This is a genomic window from Variovorax sp. GW821-FHT10C12, assembly GCF_059415405.1.
On the sequence record NZ_JBWKNE010000004.1, the window covers coordinates 349,422 to 363,917 of the forward strand.

Below are 14,496 nucleotides of genomic sequence, written 5' to 3' on the forward strand. Positions count from 1 at the left end.
TCTGGCGGAGAGTGTGAGATTCGAACTCACGGACGCTTTCACGTCGGCAGTTTTCAAGACTGCTGGTTTAAACCACTCACCCAACTCTCCGGAACCGTCGATTTTATGCCGACGGCGCAGCCTTACTCGTCATCGGGCAGGAACAGCGTCTGCAGATCGCTCAGGAAGTCGAGTCCGCGCTCCGTGGGCCACACGCGGAACAGGTCGCGTGCGACGAGCCCCTTGCGCTCGGCCTCTTCCATGCCGCGCTGGATCGACGTCATCGCCAGGCCCGTGCGCTCGCTGAACTGGGGCAGCGTGAAACCCTGCTTCAGCCGCAGCGCGTTGAGCATGAACTCGAAGGGCAGGTCGGCCAGTGCCACTTCGTCGCTCTGCGAGACGGCTGCACCGGCGCGCGCGTTCTCCATGTAGAGGCGCGGTTCGCGATAACGCACCTGCCGCACGATGCGGTGCGCAAAGCTCAGCTTGCTGTGCGCACCGGCGCCAATGCCGAGGTAATCGCCGAACTGCCAGTAGTTGAGGTTGTGCGCGCACTGGTGGCCGTCGCGCGCATAGGCCGAGACCTCGTAGCGCGACATGCCGCTCGCGCCCGTGCGCTCGGTGATGCGGTCGAGCATGGCGTAGGCGATGTCGTCCTCGGGCAGCGTGGGCGGGAACTTGGCGAACCAGGTGTTGGGCTCGATGGTGAGGTGGTAGATCGAGATGTGCGGCGGCGCCAGCGCCAACGCCTGGGTCAGGTCGGCGTCGAGGCCTTCCATGGTCTGGCCCGGCAGGGCGTACATCAGGTCGAGGTTGAAGGTGTCGAAGGCGCTCGCGGCTTCTTCGACCGCGGCAATGGCCTGGGCGCGGTCGTGCACGCGGCCCAGCGCCGTCAGGTGCTCGTCGTTGAAGCTCTGCACACCCACCGACAGGCGCGTGACGCCGGCCGCGCGGTAGGCGCGGAAGCGGTTGCGCTCGAAGGTGCCGGGGTTGGCCTCGAGGGTGATCTCGCACTCGGGGGCGAGCTTGAGGCGCGCGCGCACGTCGCCGAGCAACCGGTCGATGGCTTGCGGCGAGAACAGGCTGGGCGTGCCGCCGCCGATGAAGATGGTGTGGACGGTGCGGCCCCAGATCAGCGGCAGCGCGGCGTCGAGGTCGGCGATCAGCGCGTCGATGTAGGCGGCTTCGGGAAGGCCGTCGATGTCGGCCTCGCTCGTGGCGCGCCACTCATGCGAGTTGAAGTCGCAATACGGGCACTTGCGCAGGCACCACGGCAGGTGGATGTACAGCGACAGCGGCGGCAGCGCGGCGAGTTGCAACGGGCCGGGGCGCATCCAGTGCAGCACGTCATTGGCCTGGGGGGCGCCGCCGGCTTGGGCGGGCTGGATCGGGAAGACGGTGGCCATGGGTCAGAACCAGCGCTCGCGCATCAGGGCGAGCATGGCCTGCGCGGCGCGGCCGCGGTGGCTGTTGGCGTTCTTCACGTCGGGCGGCAGCTGGGCGAAGGTCTTGCCGAAACTCGGCAGGTACATGACGGGGTCGAAGCCGAAGCCGTTGTCGCCGATGGGCGCGGGCGCGACCTCGCCGACCACGCGGCCGACGGCAATGAGCGGCTCGGGGTCGTCGTGGCGACGCAGCGCGACGAGCGTGCTGACGAGCGCGGCGCGGCGGTTGACCACGCCGTCGAGCTGTTCGAGCAGCGCCTTCACGTTGTTGGCATCGCCCTTGGCGTAGCCGAACTGCGTGGCGTAGTAGGCGGTGTCGACACCCGGCAGGCCGCCGAAGGCGTCGACGCACAGGCCGGCGTCGTCGGCAATGGCCGGCAGGCCGGTGGCGGCGCTGGCATGACGCGCCTTGGTGAGCGCGTTCTCGACGAAGGTGCGGAAGGGTTCTTCAGCCTCGCCCACACCCAGCGCCGACTGCGGCACCAGGGTGACGGACAGCTCGGCAAACAGCTGCTGGAGTTCGGCGAGCTTGCCCGCGTTGTTGGAAGCCAGAACCAGTTTCATGGAAAGTCAAAGATGGCTGTAGCGCCCGATGGATGGGCGGGCGCCAGTAGCTAGTGGTTGTGGTCGTCGGTCGTTCAGTTCGAAAGCAGGGCCTGCTGCTGCAGGCTCACGAGCTCGCCGATGCCCTTTTCGGCCAGGCCGAGCAGGAGGTTCATTTCTTCGCGCGTGAAGGCCACGCCTTCGGCCGTGCCCTGCACTTCGACGAAGTGGCCGGCGCCGGTCATGACGACGTTCATGTCGGTGTCGCAGGCCGAATCTTCGGTGTACTCGAGGTCGAGCAGCGGCGTGCCGTCGACGATGCCCACCGAAATGGCGGCCACCTGGCCCTTGATGGGCGAGGTCTTGAGCGCGCCGGAGGCCAGCAGCTTGTCGACGGCGTCCTGTGCGGCCACGAAGGCGCCGGTGATGGCCGCAGTGCGCGTGCCGCCGTCGGCCTGCAGCACGTCGCAGTCGAGGTGGATGGTGCGTTCGCCCAGAGCGGCGAGGTCGAACACGGCGCGCATCGAGCGGCCGATGAGGCGCTGGATTTCCTGCGTGCGGCCGGTCTGCTTGCCCTTGGCGGCCTCGCGGCTGCTGCGGGTGTGGGTGGCGCGCGGCAGCATGCCGTATTCGGCCGTGACCCAGCCTTCGCCGCTGCCCTTCTTGTGCGGCGGCACCTTTTCTTCGACCGAGGCGGTGCACAGCACGCGGGTCTGGCCGAACTCGATGAGCACGGAGCCCTCGGCGTGGATGGTGAAACCGCGGGTGATGCGCACGGGGCGCAGCTGGTCGGCGGCGCGGCCGCCGCTTCGTGTGAAAGCAGTCATGTGTCTGGAGGAAACCGAAAAAGAAAAAGAAAAACCGCGAGACCCGATCAGGAGATCAGGTCTTGCGGGCGGCTGAGCGGCGGATGGCTTCGTTGATCTCGGCGATGGAGCGCTCGATGGCGTCTTCGTCGAGGTCGTCGATCTCGCTGTCGGACGGCATGCCGGCCTGGATGGTCGAGGCGAACACGCCGTCGTCGATGGTTTCGGTGGACACGCCGCGGTCGTCGCCGGGCGTCTCGGGCATTTCCCACTCGAGCGCGATGAGCGTCACGTTGTCGCTGTGGGCGCCACCCTTGCGCAGCGCCATCTCGGCGAGGTCGGGCGCGGCGTCGGACACGGGCTTGCCGGACGAGAGGGTGTGCACGATGACGGCGTCGTCGAGCACGCCCCAGACGCCGTCGGAGCACAGCATGAGGCGGTCGCCGCGCTGCAGCGGCAGCGGCGCCGACACGTCGAACAGCGGCGTGGTGGGCGAGCCCAGGCAGGTCAGCAGCAGGTTGCGGTTGACGGGCGCGTCGGTGGCGCCGTGAGGCTTGGGGCGCTCGGCATGCGAGTGATCGCGCGTGCGGGTCAGCAGGCGGCCGTCGCGCACAACGTAGAGGCGCGAGTCGCCGCAGTGCAACCAGGTGGCGGTGGCGTTCTGCAGCACGGCCGCGACGACGGTGGTGCGGGGCGTGTCGAGCATCGCCTTGTGGCTCGCGTACCGCATGATCTGCTGGTGCGCCGACATGGCCGATTCAGCCAGGAAGGCCTTCACGTCCTTCACGGTGGGGCGGGCCTCGCGCTGGTACAGCGCGGCGATGGTCTGCAGCGCCAGCTGGGCCGCCACTTCGCCTTCAGGGTGGCCGCCCATGCCGTCAGCGAGCACGAACAGGCCCGACTCCCGCGTGTAGCAGTAGCCCATGCGGTCTTCGTTCTTGAGACGGCCACCCTTGCGGCTGACCTGGAACACGGAGAACTTCATGTCGATCAGGCCGGACGGGTGGTGGGCGCGGCGGCGCGCGGCAGGCTCTTCTTGTCGAAGGAGCGGATGTTGTCGATCGACAGGCGTACCTTTTCGCCGACCGTGAGCTTGGTGTAGCGGCGCTCACCTTCGCGGCTGAGTTCTTTCTGCAGCGCAAACACCGACTGCGGGCGCGAGAGCGGGTCGAGCGACATGCACCACTCGACCACCTCGATGAGGTTGTCGGAGTACACGCCGCGCAGGCGCGAGAGCGACAGGCTCAGGCGGTCTTTCTCGATGCGCCGGGGCGCGTCGTTGGGCGGGTAGCCCTGCATGCAGGCGTAGATGCAGGCGCCGATGGCGTAGATGTCGGTCCAGGGGCCCATCGACGAATCGCGCCGGTACATCTCGGGGGCGGCGAAGCCGGGCGTGTACATCGGGCGGATGAAGATGCCCTCTTTGCTGAGCACTTCGCGCGCGGCGCCGAAGTCGATCAGCACGGCGCGGTCGTCGTCGGTGACGAAGATGTTGGCGGGCTTGATGTCCAGGTGCAGCATCTTGTACTGGTGGACGATGCGCAGGCCGCGCAGGATTTCGTCGAACAGCGAACGGATGGTCGATTCGCGGAACACCTTCTGCCGCTTCAGGTCGCGTGCCGTGACCACGAAATCCTGCAGGGTCGCGCCCTCCAGGTAGTTCATGACCATGTAGACGGTCTCGTTTTCGCGGAAGAAATTGAGCACGCTGACCACCGACGCATGCGAAATTTGCGCGAGCGAGCGGCCTTCTTCGAAGAAGCTCTTGAGCCCCAGGCGGTACAGCGACAGCTTCTCGGGCGGCACCTGCGGCGCCAGCTCGCCGGGGCCCCGGGTGGCGAGCGACGAAGGCAGGTATTCCTTGACGGCGACCTGCTGGCCGTTCGGGTCGATCGCGAGGTAGACCACGCCGAAACCGCCCGCGGAAAGCCGGCGAACAACGCGATATCCGCCAATGACCGTATCGGGCAACAGGGGCGTAGGCTTGACCTTTGACATAATCCGGGAGTTTCGCCCGAAGGCGATGGTGCGGCAAGCGAACGCTGTACCGACGCCTCGGTGCTTGCAAGCAAAACCACAGTGAGGCGCAATGCCAGTTTACAGCATGACCGGCTATGCCAGCGGCCAGAACGGCCCCGCAGGCAGCCACTCCGAAGCCGATGCACGGCCCTCCGCCGCGGGCCGACTCGGGGTCGAAATCCGCTCGGTCAACAGCCGCTTTCTCGACCTCACCTTCAAGCTCCCCGAGGAGCTGCGCCAGCATGAGACCGCGCTGCGCGAGCTGCTCACGGCCAGGCTCAAGCGCGGCAAGGTCGAGGTGCGCGCGGCCATCGAGAACACGTCCCAGGCGGGCGTGGTCGAGCCCTCCGTCAAGCTGCTTCAGCGGCTGAACGGCGTGCAGGACGGCATCCGCGCCTGGCTGCCCGGCGCCCGCGAGCTGAGCGTGGCCGACGTGCTGCGGCTGGCCGGCGGCGACGGTGCCACGCGCGGCGACTGGGGCCCCGACCTGCTCGACGTGGCAGGCAAGGCCCTGGAGGCCCTGATCTCCGCCCGACAGCGCGAAGGCGCCCGGCTGGCCAAGATGCTCGAAGCGCACCTGGCGCAGCTGCGCACACTGGTGCTGCAGGCTGGCCCGCTGGTGCCGCAACTGGTCGAACAGCAGCGCACCCGCTTCCTAGAGCGCTGGCAGGAGGCCATGGGCCTGACCGCCGGCACGGGCGGCACGCTGCCCGAAGCCGCCCAGGACCGCGCCCTGACCGAAGCCACCGCCTTCGCGATCCGCATCGACGTGGCGGAAGAGCTCACGCGGCTGAATTCGCACCTCGACGAGATCGAGCGGCTGCTCAAGAAGGGCGGCGAGATCGGCAAGCGGCTGGATTTCCTGATCCAGGAACTTCACCGCGAAGCCAACACCCTGGGCTCCAAGTCGGCAGCCCTGGAACTCACGCGCATCGGCGTGGACATGAAGGTCCTCATCGAACAGATGCGCGAGCAGGTGCAGAACATCGAATGACGACGAGCCTACCCATGGACTACCCCGGCAATATCTTCGTGGTCGCCGCCCCCAGCGGCGCTGGAAAATCGAGCCTGGTCAAGGCGCTCATGGAGCTCGACTCGGCCGTTCAACCCTCGGTGTCCCACACCACGCGCCCCCCCCGCGGGCAGGAAAAGCACGGCCGGGAGTACTTTTTCGCTTCCCCGAGCGAATTCGACGCCCTGATCGCGGCCGACGGCTTCGTCGAATGGGCCCACGTGCACGGCCACCGCTACGGCACGTCGAAGAAGGCGGTCGAGGAGCGGGTGGCCCTGGGCACCGACGTGATCCTCGAAATCGACTTCCAGGGCGCACTGCAGATCCGCAAGACCTTTGCCAACGCGGTCATGATCTTCATCCTCCCGCCCAGCTGGGAGGAGCTGCGTTCCCGCCTCGAACGGCGCGGCGAGGACAGTGCGGCGGTGATCGAATTGCGCCTGAAGAACGCGGCCGAAGAGATGGCCCAGGCCGGAAAATTCGATTTCGTTATAATCAACGAGTTATTTGAGCGCGCACTTTTCGATCTCAAGGCGATCGTCCACGCGCAGCGGCTCCGGTATTCCGCACAGCGCAGAGCACGTGCCGATACGTTCGCCGCACTGAACATCCCTTGAAATCCCCGCTCACCGACCGAAAGAATTCATCATGGCCCGCATCACCGTCGAAGATTGTCTCGTTCAGATCCCGAACCGCTTCCAGCTCGTTCTCGCCGCCACGTACCGTGCGCGCATGCTGAGCCAAGGCCACGCACCCAAGATCGAGAGCAAGAACAAGCCCGCCGTCACGGCCCTGCGCGAAATCGCCGAAGGCAAGATCGGCATCGAGATGCTCAAGAAAGTGCCGGGCTGATCTGACGCAGCCCCGCAACGAAAAGGCACCGCATTGCGGTGCTTTTTTTACGTCTGGACGCGTCCACAGAGCGGTCACGCTAAAGTGGTAGCCATGAGCGCGGTCGCCAAACCTCCGTCCCCCACGCCGAAACCGAGTCCGGCGGCGCTGAACGCGGCCGCCGCGAGTTTTGCCGCGCTGACGGCCCGCCTCGACTACCTGAGCCCCGAAGACACCGAGCTGGTGCGCCGGGCCTACCGCTTCGCCGACGAGGCCCACCTCGGGCAGCTGCGCAACAGTGGCGAGCCGTACATCACCCACCCCATCGCCGTGGCGGCGCAGTGCGCCGAGTGGAAGCTCGACGCCCAGGCGCTCATGGCCGCGCTGCTGCACGACGCCATCGAGGACTGCGGGGTCACCAAGCCGGAACTCATCGAGCGCTTCGGCGCGCCGGTTGCCGAACTGGTCGACGGGCTCACCAAGCTCGACAAGCTGCAGTTCAACACGCGCGAAGAAAACCAGGCCGAGTCCTTCCGCAAGATGCTGCTGGCCATGGCGCGCGATGTGCGCGTCATCCTGGTCAAGCTGGCCGACCGCACGCACAACATGCGCACGCTGGCCGATGCGCCGCGCGAGAAGTGGGCGCGCATCTCGCGTGAAACGCTCGAGATCTACGCCCCCATCGCGCACCGGCTGGGCCTGAACCAGACCTACCGCGAACTGCAGGACCTGTCGTTCCGCCACCTCAAGCCCTGGCGCTACGCCACGCTGGCCAAGGCCGTCGCCAAGGCCCGCGGACGACGACGCGACCTGATCCAGAAGGTGCAGAAAGAGGTCGAGACGGCCTTCTCCGCCGCCGGCATGACGCTGCGCATCGCGGGCCGCGAGAAAACGCTCTATTCCATCTACCGCAAGATGGAAGAAAAACACCTGAGCTTCGCGCAGGTCACCGACATCTACGGCTTCCGGCTCATCGTGCCGAACGTGATCGCCTGCTACACCGGCCTGGGCATCCTGCACCAGATGTACAAGCCGCTGCCGGGCAAGTTCAAGGACCACATCGCGATCGCCAAGCTCAACGGCTACCAGTCGCTGCACACCACGCTGGTGGGCCCTGCCGGCGTGAGCGTGGAGTTCCAGCTGCGCACCGAGGCCATGCACGTGGTGGCCGAATCGGGCGTGGCGGCGCACTGGCTCTACAAGGCCGCCGAGCCCAATGCCGCGAGCAACGACCGGCTGGGCACCAAGTGGCTGCAGTCGCTGCTCGACATCCAGGACGAAACACGCGACGCCGCCGAGTTCTGGGACCACGTCAAGGTCGACCTGTTCCCCGACGCCGTCTACGTCTTCACGCCCAAGAGCCAGATCATGGCGCTGCCGCGCGGCGCCACCGTGGTCGACTTCGCGTATGCCATTCACAGCAACATCGGCGACCACACCTCGGCCGCGCGCATCAACGGCGACCAGGTGCCGCTGCGCACCGAGCTGAAGAACGGTGATGTGGTCGAAGTGATCACCGCGCCCGTGTCCACACCCAACCCCGCGTGGCTGGGCTTCGTGCGCACCGGCCGGGCACGCTCCAAGATCCGTCACTACCTGAAGACGCTGGCGCATGCCGAGTCCGAAGGCCTGGGCGAGAAGCTGCTGGCGCAGGCGCTGCGCGCCGAAGGCCTGGGCAAACTGCCCGAGGAAGACGACGAACACCAGGCACTGTGGGAGAAGCTGCTGCGCTTCACCGGCAACCGCACCCGCGCCGAGCTGCTGACCGACATCGGCCTGGGCAAGCGCATCGCGAGCATCGTCGCCAAGCGGCTCATGGCGCTGCTGGCCGAGATCGGCGAGCGCCCCGACGCCCTGCTGCTCAGCCGCGAACGCTTCACCTCGCACGAGGCCGTGTCGCAAGGCGCCGTGACGCTCGATGGCAGCGAGAACTCCTCCGTTCGCTTCGCCCAGTGCTGCCGGCCCATCCCCGGCGATCAGATCGTCGGCTACCTCGGGCACGGCGAAGGGCTGGTGGTGCACACCGACGATTGCGGCGTGGGCCAGCGCCTGCGCAACAAGGACAGCGAGCGCTTCTTCGCGGTCGAGTGGGCCGACGAGCCCACGCGTGCCTTCGAGACCGGCGTGGTCATCACCGTGCGCAACGACAAGGGCGTGCTGGCCCGCGTGGCGGCCACCTTGGCCGATGCCGAGGCCGACATCACGCACGTGGAAATGGCCGACGAGACCCCGCAGGACTCGACCGACCTGCGCTTCGTGATCGCGGTGCGCGACCGCACGCACCTCGATGCCGTGCTGCGCGCCGCGCGCCGGACCGCGTCGGTGCTGACCGCGGCGCGGACGATTCCGGCGCCCTGACCTTCTTCGTCAGTTCGCCGGCATGCGCGGCGCCGGGTAGCTCACCGACAGGATCTCCACCTCGTGCGCCCCGCCGGGCGTCACGAGCTTCACCACGTCGCCTTCGCGCGCTTTCAGCAGCGCACGCGCGATCGGTGAAATCCAGCTGACCTCCGACTTGGCGCTCTCGGCCTCGTCGATGCCGAGGATCGTGACGCTGCGCTCCTCGCCGGTTTCGTCGGCGTAGCGGACCGTGGCGCCGAAGAAGACCTGGTCGCGGCCATGGTGCACCGACGGATCGGTGATCTCCGCGATCTCGAGCCGCTTGCCGAGGAAACGGATGCGCCGATCGATCTCGCGCAGGCGCTTCTTGCCGTAGAGGTAGTCGCCGTTCTCGGAGCGGTCACCGTTCTTCGCGGCCCAGTGCACGGCCTCGACGACCTTGGGGCGCTCCTCGTCCATCAGCTGCAGCAGTTCGTCGCGCAGGCGCGCGTAGCCCTCGGGCGTGATGTAGTTCTTGCTACCCGCCGGCAGCGCGGGTGCGGCGCCGCCTGCGCCGTCATCGTCGTCGTCCGCATCGGCGTCCGACTCCTTGGTGAATGCCTTGTTCAATGCAGAGCCCTTCAAATCGGAAATACTGGGCGCCCTTGCCGCGCCCTACAAGCCGGTGAGTTTGCCGCAACCGCCATGCCCAGGAGACAGGAGCCCCCGTGACCGCCACCGGACATTTCCCTTGCCGTCGCCATGCCTCGGCGGGGCTTCATTTGTACGCTCTCGCGGTCCTTGCTGCCGCACTGGGCTTTCTTCCCTTCGATACCTACGCCAGAACACAGACCTGCTTCGTCGTGAGCATCCACAGCGGCGACACCATGACCGCCCGATGCGGCGACGCGGCCAGTGCCAATGCGTGGCGTCGCGTGCGCCTGCAGGGCATCGAGGCGCCAAAGTCCTGGCAGCCCTTCGCAGAGCAAGCTCGGCAGAAGATGCACGACATGGTTCGCCTGAAGCCGGCAGACGTCGACTGCGACGCTTTCACATCCCACGCCCACGAACGCGTCTGCCGCGTGATGGTGACGCCGGATTCAGCCCCCAATGGCCCGAGGGCGCTCGACGCAGGCTTGGCATTGCTGACCGTCGGATTGGCACACTGGCAGCCTGCGCAGGCGCAGCGCCTGTCGCCCCAGGAGCGCGGGCAGTACGAATTTGCGGAGGAAGAAGCGAAGGCCAAGCGGGCCGGCCTCTGGAAGGACGCACGACCGGCACGTCCTTGATGCGGGCACGCTGCAATGACCGGCCAAAGAAAAAGGGTTAGCTCGAAAAACGAGCTAACCCTTGAAGAGTGGTGCGGCTGGCAGGAATTGAACCCACGACCCCTTGGTTCGTAGCCAAGTACTCTATCCAACTGAGCTACAGCCGCACAGCTTTCGATTATAGCGTGTTTTTTCGCCCGCCCCAACCTTTGTGATCGAAAGCTGAAAATACGGACGACGACCGCCTGCAATGGGGCCTGTTGCAACGCATCCGGCCCGTGCCGTGCCAAAGAGGCCCTTCCGACCCGGTACACTCCGCCCCGCCCGGAATAAGCCTGGGCCGCCGTAGGCAACACGGCGCCATACCATCCAAGGAATACTGAATGAACCGCATCGAACTGGTCGAGAAGATCGCCACCACCCACAACCTGAGCAAGGCCGAGGCCGCACGCGTCCTCGAAACGATCACCAGCAGCGTCGTCGCTGCCGTGAAGAAGGGCGATTCGGTCCAGCTGGTCGGCTTCGGTACTTTCAAGCAAGTCGCACGCGCTGCACGCTCGGGCTTCAACCCCCAGGCCGGCACCAAGATCAAGATCGCCGCCACCAAGGTGCCGAAGTTCGTCGCCGGCGCTGCCTTCAAGGCCGCCATCGACCCCAAGGCCGCCAAGCGCAAGGCTGAAAAGGCCGCTGCTGCACCTGCTGCCAAGAAGGCCGCCGCTCCGAAGAAGGCAGCTGTCACGAAGGCAGTCGTCGCCAAGGCTCCCGCCAAGAAGGCCGTCGCCAAGAAGAAGTAAGACCAACGGTGCGACGACAGTTGCGCAGGCTTGGCCTGGCAGTTGTCTGTATCGACGTCAAAAAGCCGCCCTCGGGCGGCTTTTTTTGTGGGCGCCTGCCGCGCAGTGAATGCGGGCAGCGAAACCCTCTCTGCGACGGCCCAAACGAAAATAGCCTGGAAGAGAAACTCTTCCAGGCTATTCGAGAGATGGTGCGGCTGGCAGGAATTGAACCCACGACCCCTTGGTTCGTAGCCAAGTACTCTATCCAACTGAGCTACAGCCGCGCAGCCTTGAATTCTACCCTGCCGAAAGCGCTGTTCCGGCGAGGCCTCCAAAAAAGCTTCACGGCCCTGCGATGCGACGGCCTCAGGCCACTTGTTCTCCACCCGCCTTGCGCCCCATCAACCTTGCGGCCATGCGCTTCACCAGCAGGTAGAACAGCGGCACGAAGAAGATGCCCAATGCCGTTGCCGCAAGCACGCCGCCGAACACGCCGGTGCCGATCGCGACCTGGCTGCCCGAGCCCGCGCCGGTGGCCACCGCCAGCGGGATCACGCCCGCCAGGAAGGCCAGCGAGGTCATCAGGATCGGCCGCAGCCGCAGGCGCGCGCCTTCGGCCACCGCTTCCAGCAACGGCACACCACGACGCAGCGCGGCCTCCGCGAACTCGATGATCAGGATCGCGTTCTTGGCCGACAGGCCGATGGTCGCGAGCAGGCCGACCTGGAAGTAGATGTCGTTCGACAACCCGCGCAGCGCCGCTGCGATCACCGCACCGAGCACGCCCAGCGGAATCACCAGCATCACCGACACCGGCACCGACCAGCTCTCGTACAGCGCCGCCAGGCACAGGAAGACCACGAGGATCGACAGCGCGAACAGCAGCGGCGCCTGCCCGCCCGACAGCCGCTCCTGGTACGACAGGCCGCTCCAGGCCTGGCCCGTGCCGCTCTGCTGCTTCGCGAGGGTCTCGATGGCCGCCATGGCCGTGCCCGAACTGATGCCCTGCGCGGCCGCGCCCTGGATCTGCACCGCGGGCAAGCCGTTGTAGCGCTCCAGCTGCGATGCGCCCTGCGACCAGCGCGTGGTGGCAAAGGCCGAGAACGGCGTCATCGCACCCGTGCTGCCGCGCACGAACCACTGGCCGATGTCGTCCGGCGCCGAGCGGTACGGCGCATCGGCCTGCACGTACACGCGCTTCACGCGGCCGCGGTCGATGAAGTCGTTGACGTAGCTGCCGCCCCAGGCAATGCCCAGCGTGGTGTTCACGTCGTCCAGCGACAGCCGCAGCGCCGAGGCCTTCAGCTGGTCGATGTCGACCTGCAGCTGCGGCGTGCCGGCCACGCTGTTGGCGCGCACCGACTGCAGGCGCGGGTCCTTGTTCGCGTCGCGCACCAGCTTTTCGCGCGCCTGCAACAGCCGCTCGGCGCCCATGCCCGAGGTGTCCTGCAGCCAGAACTCGAAGCCGTTCGATTCGCCCAGCCCTTCGATGGGCGGCGGCACCATGCCGAAGACCTCGGCGTCGCGCTGCTGCTTGGCCAGCGCCTTGCCGGCGCGCTCGACGATGGCGTGGGCGCGCTTGTCCGCACTGGCGCGTTCGGACCAGTCCTTCAGCGAGACAAACGCCATGCCCATGTTCTGCCCCGAGCCGCTGTAGCTCCAGCCAGTGAGCGTGAAGATGGTGTCGGTCGTGTCCTTCTCGGTCTCGAGAAAGTGCTTTTCGATGGCGCGGTTCACTTCGTCGGTGCGGCCCGAAGTGGCGCCGGCCGGCAGCGTCGCGATCACCATCACGCTGCCCTGGTCCTCTTCCGGCAGGAAGCCGCCGGGCAGGCTCAGGTACAGCAGGCCCATGCCGGCCACGATGGCGACATACACCGCCGTGAAGCGCAGCGGCTTGCGCAGGATGCGGCCCAGCGCGCTCACATAGCGGCCTTGCGCGGCATCGAAACGGCGATTGAAGGCCCCCAGGAAGCCACGCGTGCGCGGTGGCACGCCAGGCTTCAGGAAGCGTGCGCACAGCGCCGGGATGAGCACGATGGCCACCACCACCGACAGCGCCATCGACGCGATGATGGTCACCGAGAACTGCCGGTAGATCACGCCCACCGAGCCGCCGAAGAAGGCCATGGGCAGGAACACCGCCGACACCACCACCGCGATGCCGACCAGCGCACCGGTGATCTCTTGCATCGACTGGATCGTGGCCGCCTTCGCATCGAGCCCCTCTTCGTGCATGACCCGCTCGACGTTCTCCACCACCACGATGGCGTCGTCCACCAGCAGGCCGATGGCCAGCACCATGCCGAACAGCGTGAGCACGTTGATCGAATAGCCGAAGGCCGCCAGCACGCCGAACGTGCCCAGCAGCACCACCGGCACGGTGATCGCGGGAATCACCGTGGCACGCCAGTTCTGCAGGAAGAGGAACATCACGACCACCACCAGCGCGATGGCCTCCAGCAGCGTCCGGATGACTGACTGGATCGAGATCTTGACGAAGCGCGTCGTGTCTTCCGCGTAGGCCACGCGCAGGCCGGCGGGCAGCGAGCGCTCGAGCTCGGCGATGCGCGCCTTCACCGCGCGGGCGGTGGTCAGCGCGTTGGCGCCGGGTGCCAGCATCACGGCCGAGCCTGCGGCCGGGTGGCCGTTCAGGCGTGTGGTCTCGGCGTACGACTCGCTGCCGATCTCCACGCGCGCCACGTCGCCCAGCCGCACCACGGCGCCGTCGGCCTGCGTCTTGAGCACGATGGCCTTGAACTGGTCGGGCGTCTGCAGCCGCGACATCGCGGTGACGGTGGCGTTCAGGTGCTGCGTCGGCGCCGACGGCCGCGCGCCGATCTCGCCCACCGACACCTGCGTGTTCTGCGCGGTGATGGCGGCCGTGACGTCGGACGGCATCAGCTGGTAACTGGCCAGCCGGTGCGGGTCGAGCCAGATGCGCATGGCGTACGCAGCGCCGAAGGCCTGCACCGAGCCCACACCGTCGACGCGGCTGATCGGGTCGCGCAGGTTGCTGGCCATCCAGTCGGCGATGTCGGTGTCGGTGCGCTGGCCGGTCTCGTCGTAGAGCGCCACGATCAGCAGGAAGTTGTTCTGCGACTTGGCGACCGTCACGCCCTGCTGCTGCACCGCCTGCGGCAGCCGGCTGGTGGCCTGGCTGACCTTGTTCTGCACCTGCACCTGCGCGGTGTCGGGGTCGATACCCTGGCGGAAGGTGACGTTGATCTCGGCCCAGCCGGCCGCGCTGCTGGTCGACTTGAAATACATCAGGCCATCGATGCCCTTGAGCTGCTGCTCGAGCACCTGCGTGACGCTGTTTTCCACCGCCTGCGCCGAGGCGCCGGGGTAGTTGGCCGACACGACCACGGTCGGCGGCGCGATGTCCGGGTACTGCGACACCGGCAGCGTGCGAATGGCCACGCCGCCGGCCAGCATGATGAGGATGGCAATGACCCAGGCGAAGACGGGCCGCTGGATGAAGAAATGAGCGATCACGGG

At 67.0% G+C, this 14,496-nt stretch carries 13 protein-coding genes and 3 tRNA genes; 6 read left to right on the forward strand and 10 right to left on the reverse strand.

What is annotated here, in order from left to right; all coding sequences use genetic code 11:
• Nucleotides 1–2 precede the first annotated feature (2 nt).
• The 6 genes from AC07OH_RS20995 to AC07OH_RS21020 all read right to left on the reverse strand — a co-directional run bounded on the left by AC07OH_RS20995 (nucleotide 3) and on the right by AC07OH_RS21020 (nucleotide 4,771).
• Nucleotides 3–90 (reverse strand) — tRNA-Ser (locus AC07OH_RS20995).
• Nucleotides 91–122: 32 nt separating this feature from the next.
• On the reverse strand, nucleotides 123–1,385 hold the full coding sequence (gene hemW / locus AC07OH_RS21000) for a radical SAM family heme chaperone HemW (protein WP_495301995.1): 1,263 nt from the start codon (nucleotides 1,383–1,385) through the stop codon (nucleotides 123–125).
• Nucleotides 1,386–1,388: 3 nt separating this feature from the next.
• A complete protein-coding gene (locus AC07OH_RS21005) occupies nucleotides 1,389–1,988 on the reverse strand; it encodes a non-canonical purine NTP pyrophosphatase (RefSeq protein WP_495301996.1) in 600 nt (199 codons plus the stop codon).
• Nucleotides 1,989–2,062: 74 nt separating this feature from the next.
• Nucleotides 2,063–2,794 (reverse strand): ribonuclease PH, encoded by a 732-nt coding sequence (gene rph / locus AC07OH_RS21010; RefSeq protein WP_095948810.1) that lies wholly within the window; start codon nucleotides 2,792–2,794, stop codon nucleotides 2,063–2,065.
• Between the two features lie 55 nt (nucleotides 2,795–2,849).
• Nucleotides 2,850–3,758: a PP2C family protein-serine/threonine phosphatase gene (locus tag AC07OH_RS21015; RefSeq protein ID WP_062476311.1), complete on the reverse strand. Its 909-nt coding sequence runs from the start codon at nucleotides 3,756–3,758 to the stop codon at nucleotides 2,850–2,852.
• A 5-nt stretch (nucleotides 3,759–3,763) separates the two neighbouring features.
• Nucleotides 3,764–4,771: a serine/threonine protein kinase gene (locus AC07OH_RS21020; protein WP_056573330.1), complete on the reverse strand. Its 1,008-nt coding sequence runs from the start codon at nucleotides 4,769–4,771 to the stop codon at nucleotides 3,764–3,766.
• Nucleotides 4,772–4,862: 91 nt separating this feature from the next.
• Between AC07OH_RS21020 and AC07OH_RS21025 the strand changes: the two genes are divergently transcribed.
• From AC07OH_RS21025 to AC07OH_RS21040, 4 genes are all read left to right on the forward strand, one after another.
• Complete coding sequence (locus tag AC07OH_RS21025) at nucleotides 4,863–5,786, forward strand: YicC/YloC family endoribonuclease (RefSeq protein WP_495301997.1); 924 nt, start codon at nucleotides 4,863–4,865, stop codon at nucleotides 5,784–5,786.
• 14 nt (nucleotides 5,787–5,800) lie between these two features.
• Nucleotides 5,801–6,421, forward strand: coding sequence for a guanylate kinase (gene gmk / locus AC07OH_RS21030; protein WP_062476362.1), 621 nt, complete (start codon nucleotides 5,801–5,803; stop codon nucleotides 6,419–6,421).
• A gap of 31 nt (nucleotides 6,422–6,452) precedes the next feature.
• Nucleotides 6,453–6,656, forward strand: coding sequence for a DNA-directed RNA polymerase subunit omega (gene rpoZ / locus AC07OH_RS21035; RefSeq protein ID WP_013543330.1), 204 nt, complete (start codon nucleotides 6,453–6,455; stop codon nucleotides 6,654–6,656).
• Between the two features lie 93 nt (nucleotides 6,657–6,749).
• On the forward strand, nucleotides 6,750–8,993 hold the full coding sequence (locus tag AC07OH_RS21040) for a RelA/SpoT family protein (protein WP_095746649.1): 2,244 nt from the start codon (nucleotides 6,750–6,752) through the stop codon (nucleotides 8,991–8,993).
• A 9-nt stretch (nucleotides 8,994–9,002) separates the two neighbouring features.
• Here AC07OH_RS21040 and greB read toward each other — a convergent pair whose 3' ends face one another.
• The gene (greB, locus tag AC07OH_RS21045; protein ID WP_495301998.1) at nucleotides 9,003–9,584 is read right to left on the reverse strand and encodes a transcription elongation factor GreB; all 582 of its coding nucleotides are present in this window, start codon (nucleotides 9,582–9,584) and stop codon (nucleotides 9,003–9,005) included.
• A gap of 98 nt (nucleotides 9,585–9,682) precedes the next feature.
• Here greB and AC07OH_RS21050 point away from each other — a divergent pair, with 98 nt between their 5' ends.
• Nucleotides 9,683–10,243 carry a thermonuclease family protein gene (locus AC07OH_RS21050; protein ID WP_495301999.1) on the forward strand — a complete coding sequence of 187 codons (561 nt, stop codon included), beginning with the start codon at nucleotides 9,683–9,685 and terminating at the stop codon, nucleotides 10,241–10,243.
• A 69-nt stretch (nucleotides 10,244–10,312) separates the two neighbouring features.
• Here the strand turns inward: AC07OH_RS21050 and AC07OH_RS21055 are convergent.
• Nucleotides 10,313–10,389, reverse strand: a tRNA-Arg gene (locus tag AC07OH_RS21055).
• A 216-nt stretch (nucleotides 10,390–10,605) separates the two neighbouring features.
• Here AC07OH_RS21055 and AC07OH_RS21060 point away from each other — a divergent pair.
• Nucleotides 10,606–11,016 carry an HU family DNA-binding protein gene (locus AC07OH_RS21060; RefSeq protein WP_070062003.1) on the forward strand — a complete coding sequence of 137 codons (411 nt, stop codon included), beginning with the start codon at nucleotides 10,606–10,608 and terminating at the stop codon, nucleotides 11,014–11,016.
• A 189-nt stretch (nucleotides 11,017–11,205) separates the two neighbouring features.
• Here AC07OH_RS21060 and AC07OH_RS21065 read toward each other — a convergent pair.
• A tRNA-Arg gene (locus AC07OH_RS21065) sits at nucleotides 11,206–11,282 on the reverse strand.
• A gap of 82 nt (nucleotides 11,283–11,364) precedes the next feature.
• Entirely contained in the window at nucleotides 11,365–14,493 is a 3,129-nt protein-coding gene (locus AC07OH_RS21070; RefSeq protein ID WP_495302000.1) for an efflux RND transporter permease subunit, read from the reverse strand.
• Nucleotides 14,494–14,496 lie beyond the last annotated feature (3 nt).

What these genes read in the sequence shown, in the direction of transcription:
- hemW (WP_495301995.1), bottom strand. Translation starts at nt 1,385, where the DNA reads ATGGCCACCGTCTTCCCGATCCAGCCCGCCCAAGCCGGCGGCGCCCCC.
- AC07OH_RS21005 (WP_495301996.1), bottom strand. Translation starts at nt 1,988, where the DNA reads ATGAAACTGGTTCTGGCTTCCAACAACGCGGGCAAGCTCGCCGAACTC.
- rph (WP_095948810.1), bottom strand. Translation starts at nt 2,794, where the DNA reads ATGACTGCTTTCACACGAAGCGGCGGCCGCGCCGCCGACCAGCTGCGC.
- AC07OH_RS21015 (WP_062476311.1), bottom strand. Translation starts at nt 3,758, where the DNA reads ATGAAGTTCTCCGTGTTCCAGGTCAGCCGCAAGGGTGGCCGTCTCAAG.
- AC07OH_RS21020 (WP_056573330.1), bottom strand. Translation starts at nt 4,771, where the DNA reads ATGTCAAAGGTCAAGCCTACGCCCCTGTTGCCCGATACGGTCATTGGC.
- AC07OH_RS21025 (WP_495301997.1), top strand. Translation starts at nt 4,863, where the DNA reads ATGCCAGTTTACAGCATGACCGGCTATGCCAGCGGCCAGAACGGCCCC.
- gmk (WP_062476362.1), top strand. Translation starts at nt 5,801, where the DNA reads ATGGACTACCCCGGCAATATCTTCGTGGTCGCCGCCCCCAGCGGCGCT.
- rpoZ (WP_013543330.1), top strand. Translation starts at nt 6,453, where the DNA reads ATGGCCCGCATCACCGTCGAAGATTGTCTCGTTCAGATCCCGAACCGC.
- AC07OH_RS21040 (WP_095746649.1), top strand. Translation starts at nt 6,750, where the DNA reads ATGAGCGCGGTCGCCAAACCTCCGTCCCCCACGCCGAAACCGAGTCCG.
- AC07OH_RS21060 (WP_070062003.1), top strand. Translation starts at nt 10,606, where the DNA reads ATGAACCGCATCGAACTGGTCGAGAAGATCGCCACCACCCACAACCTG.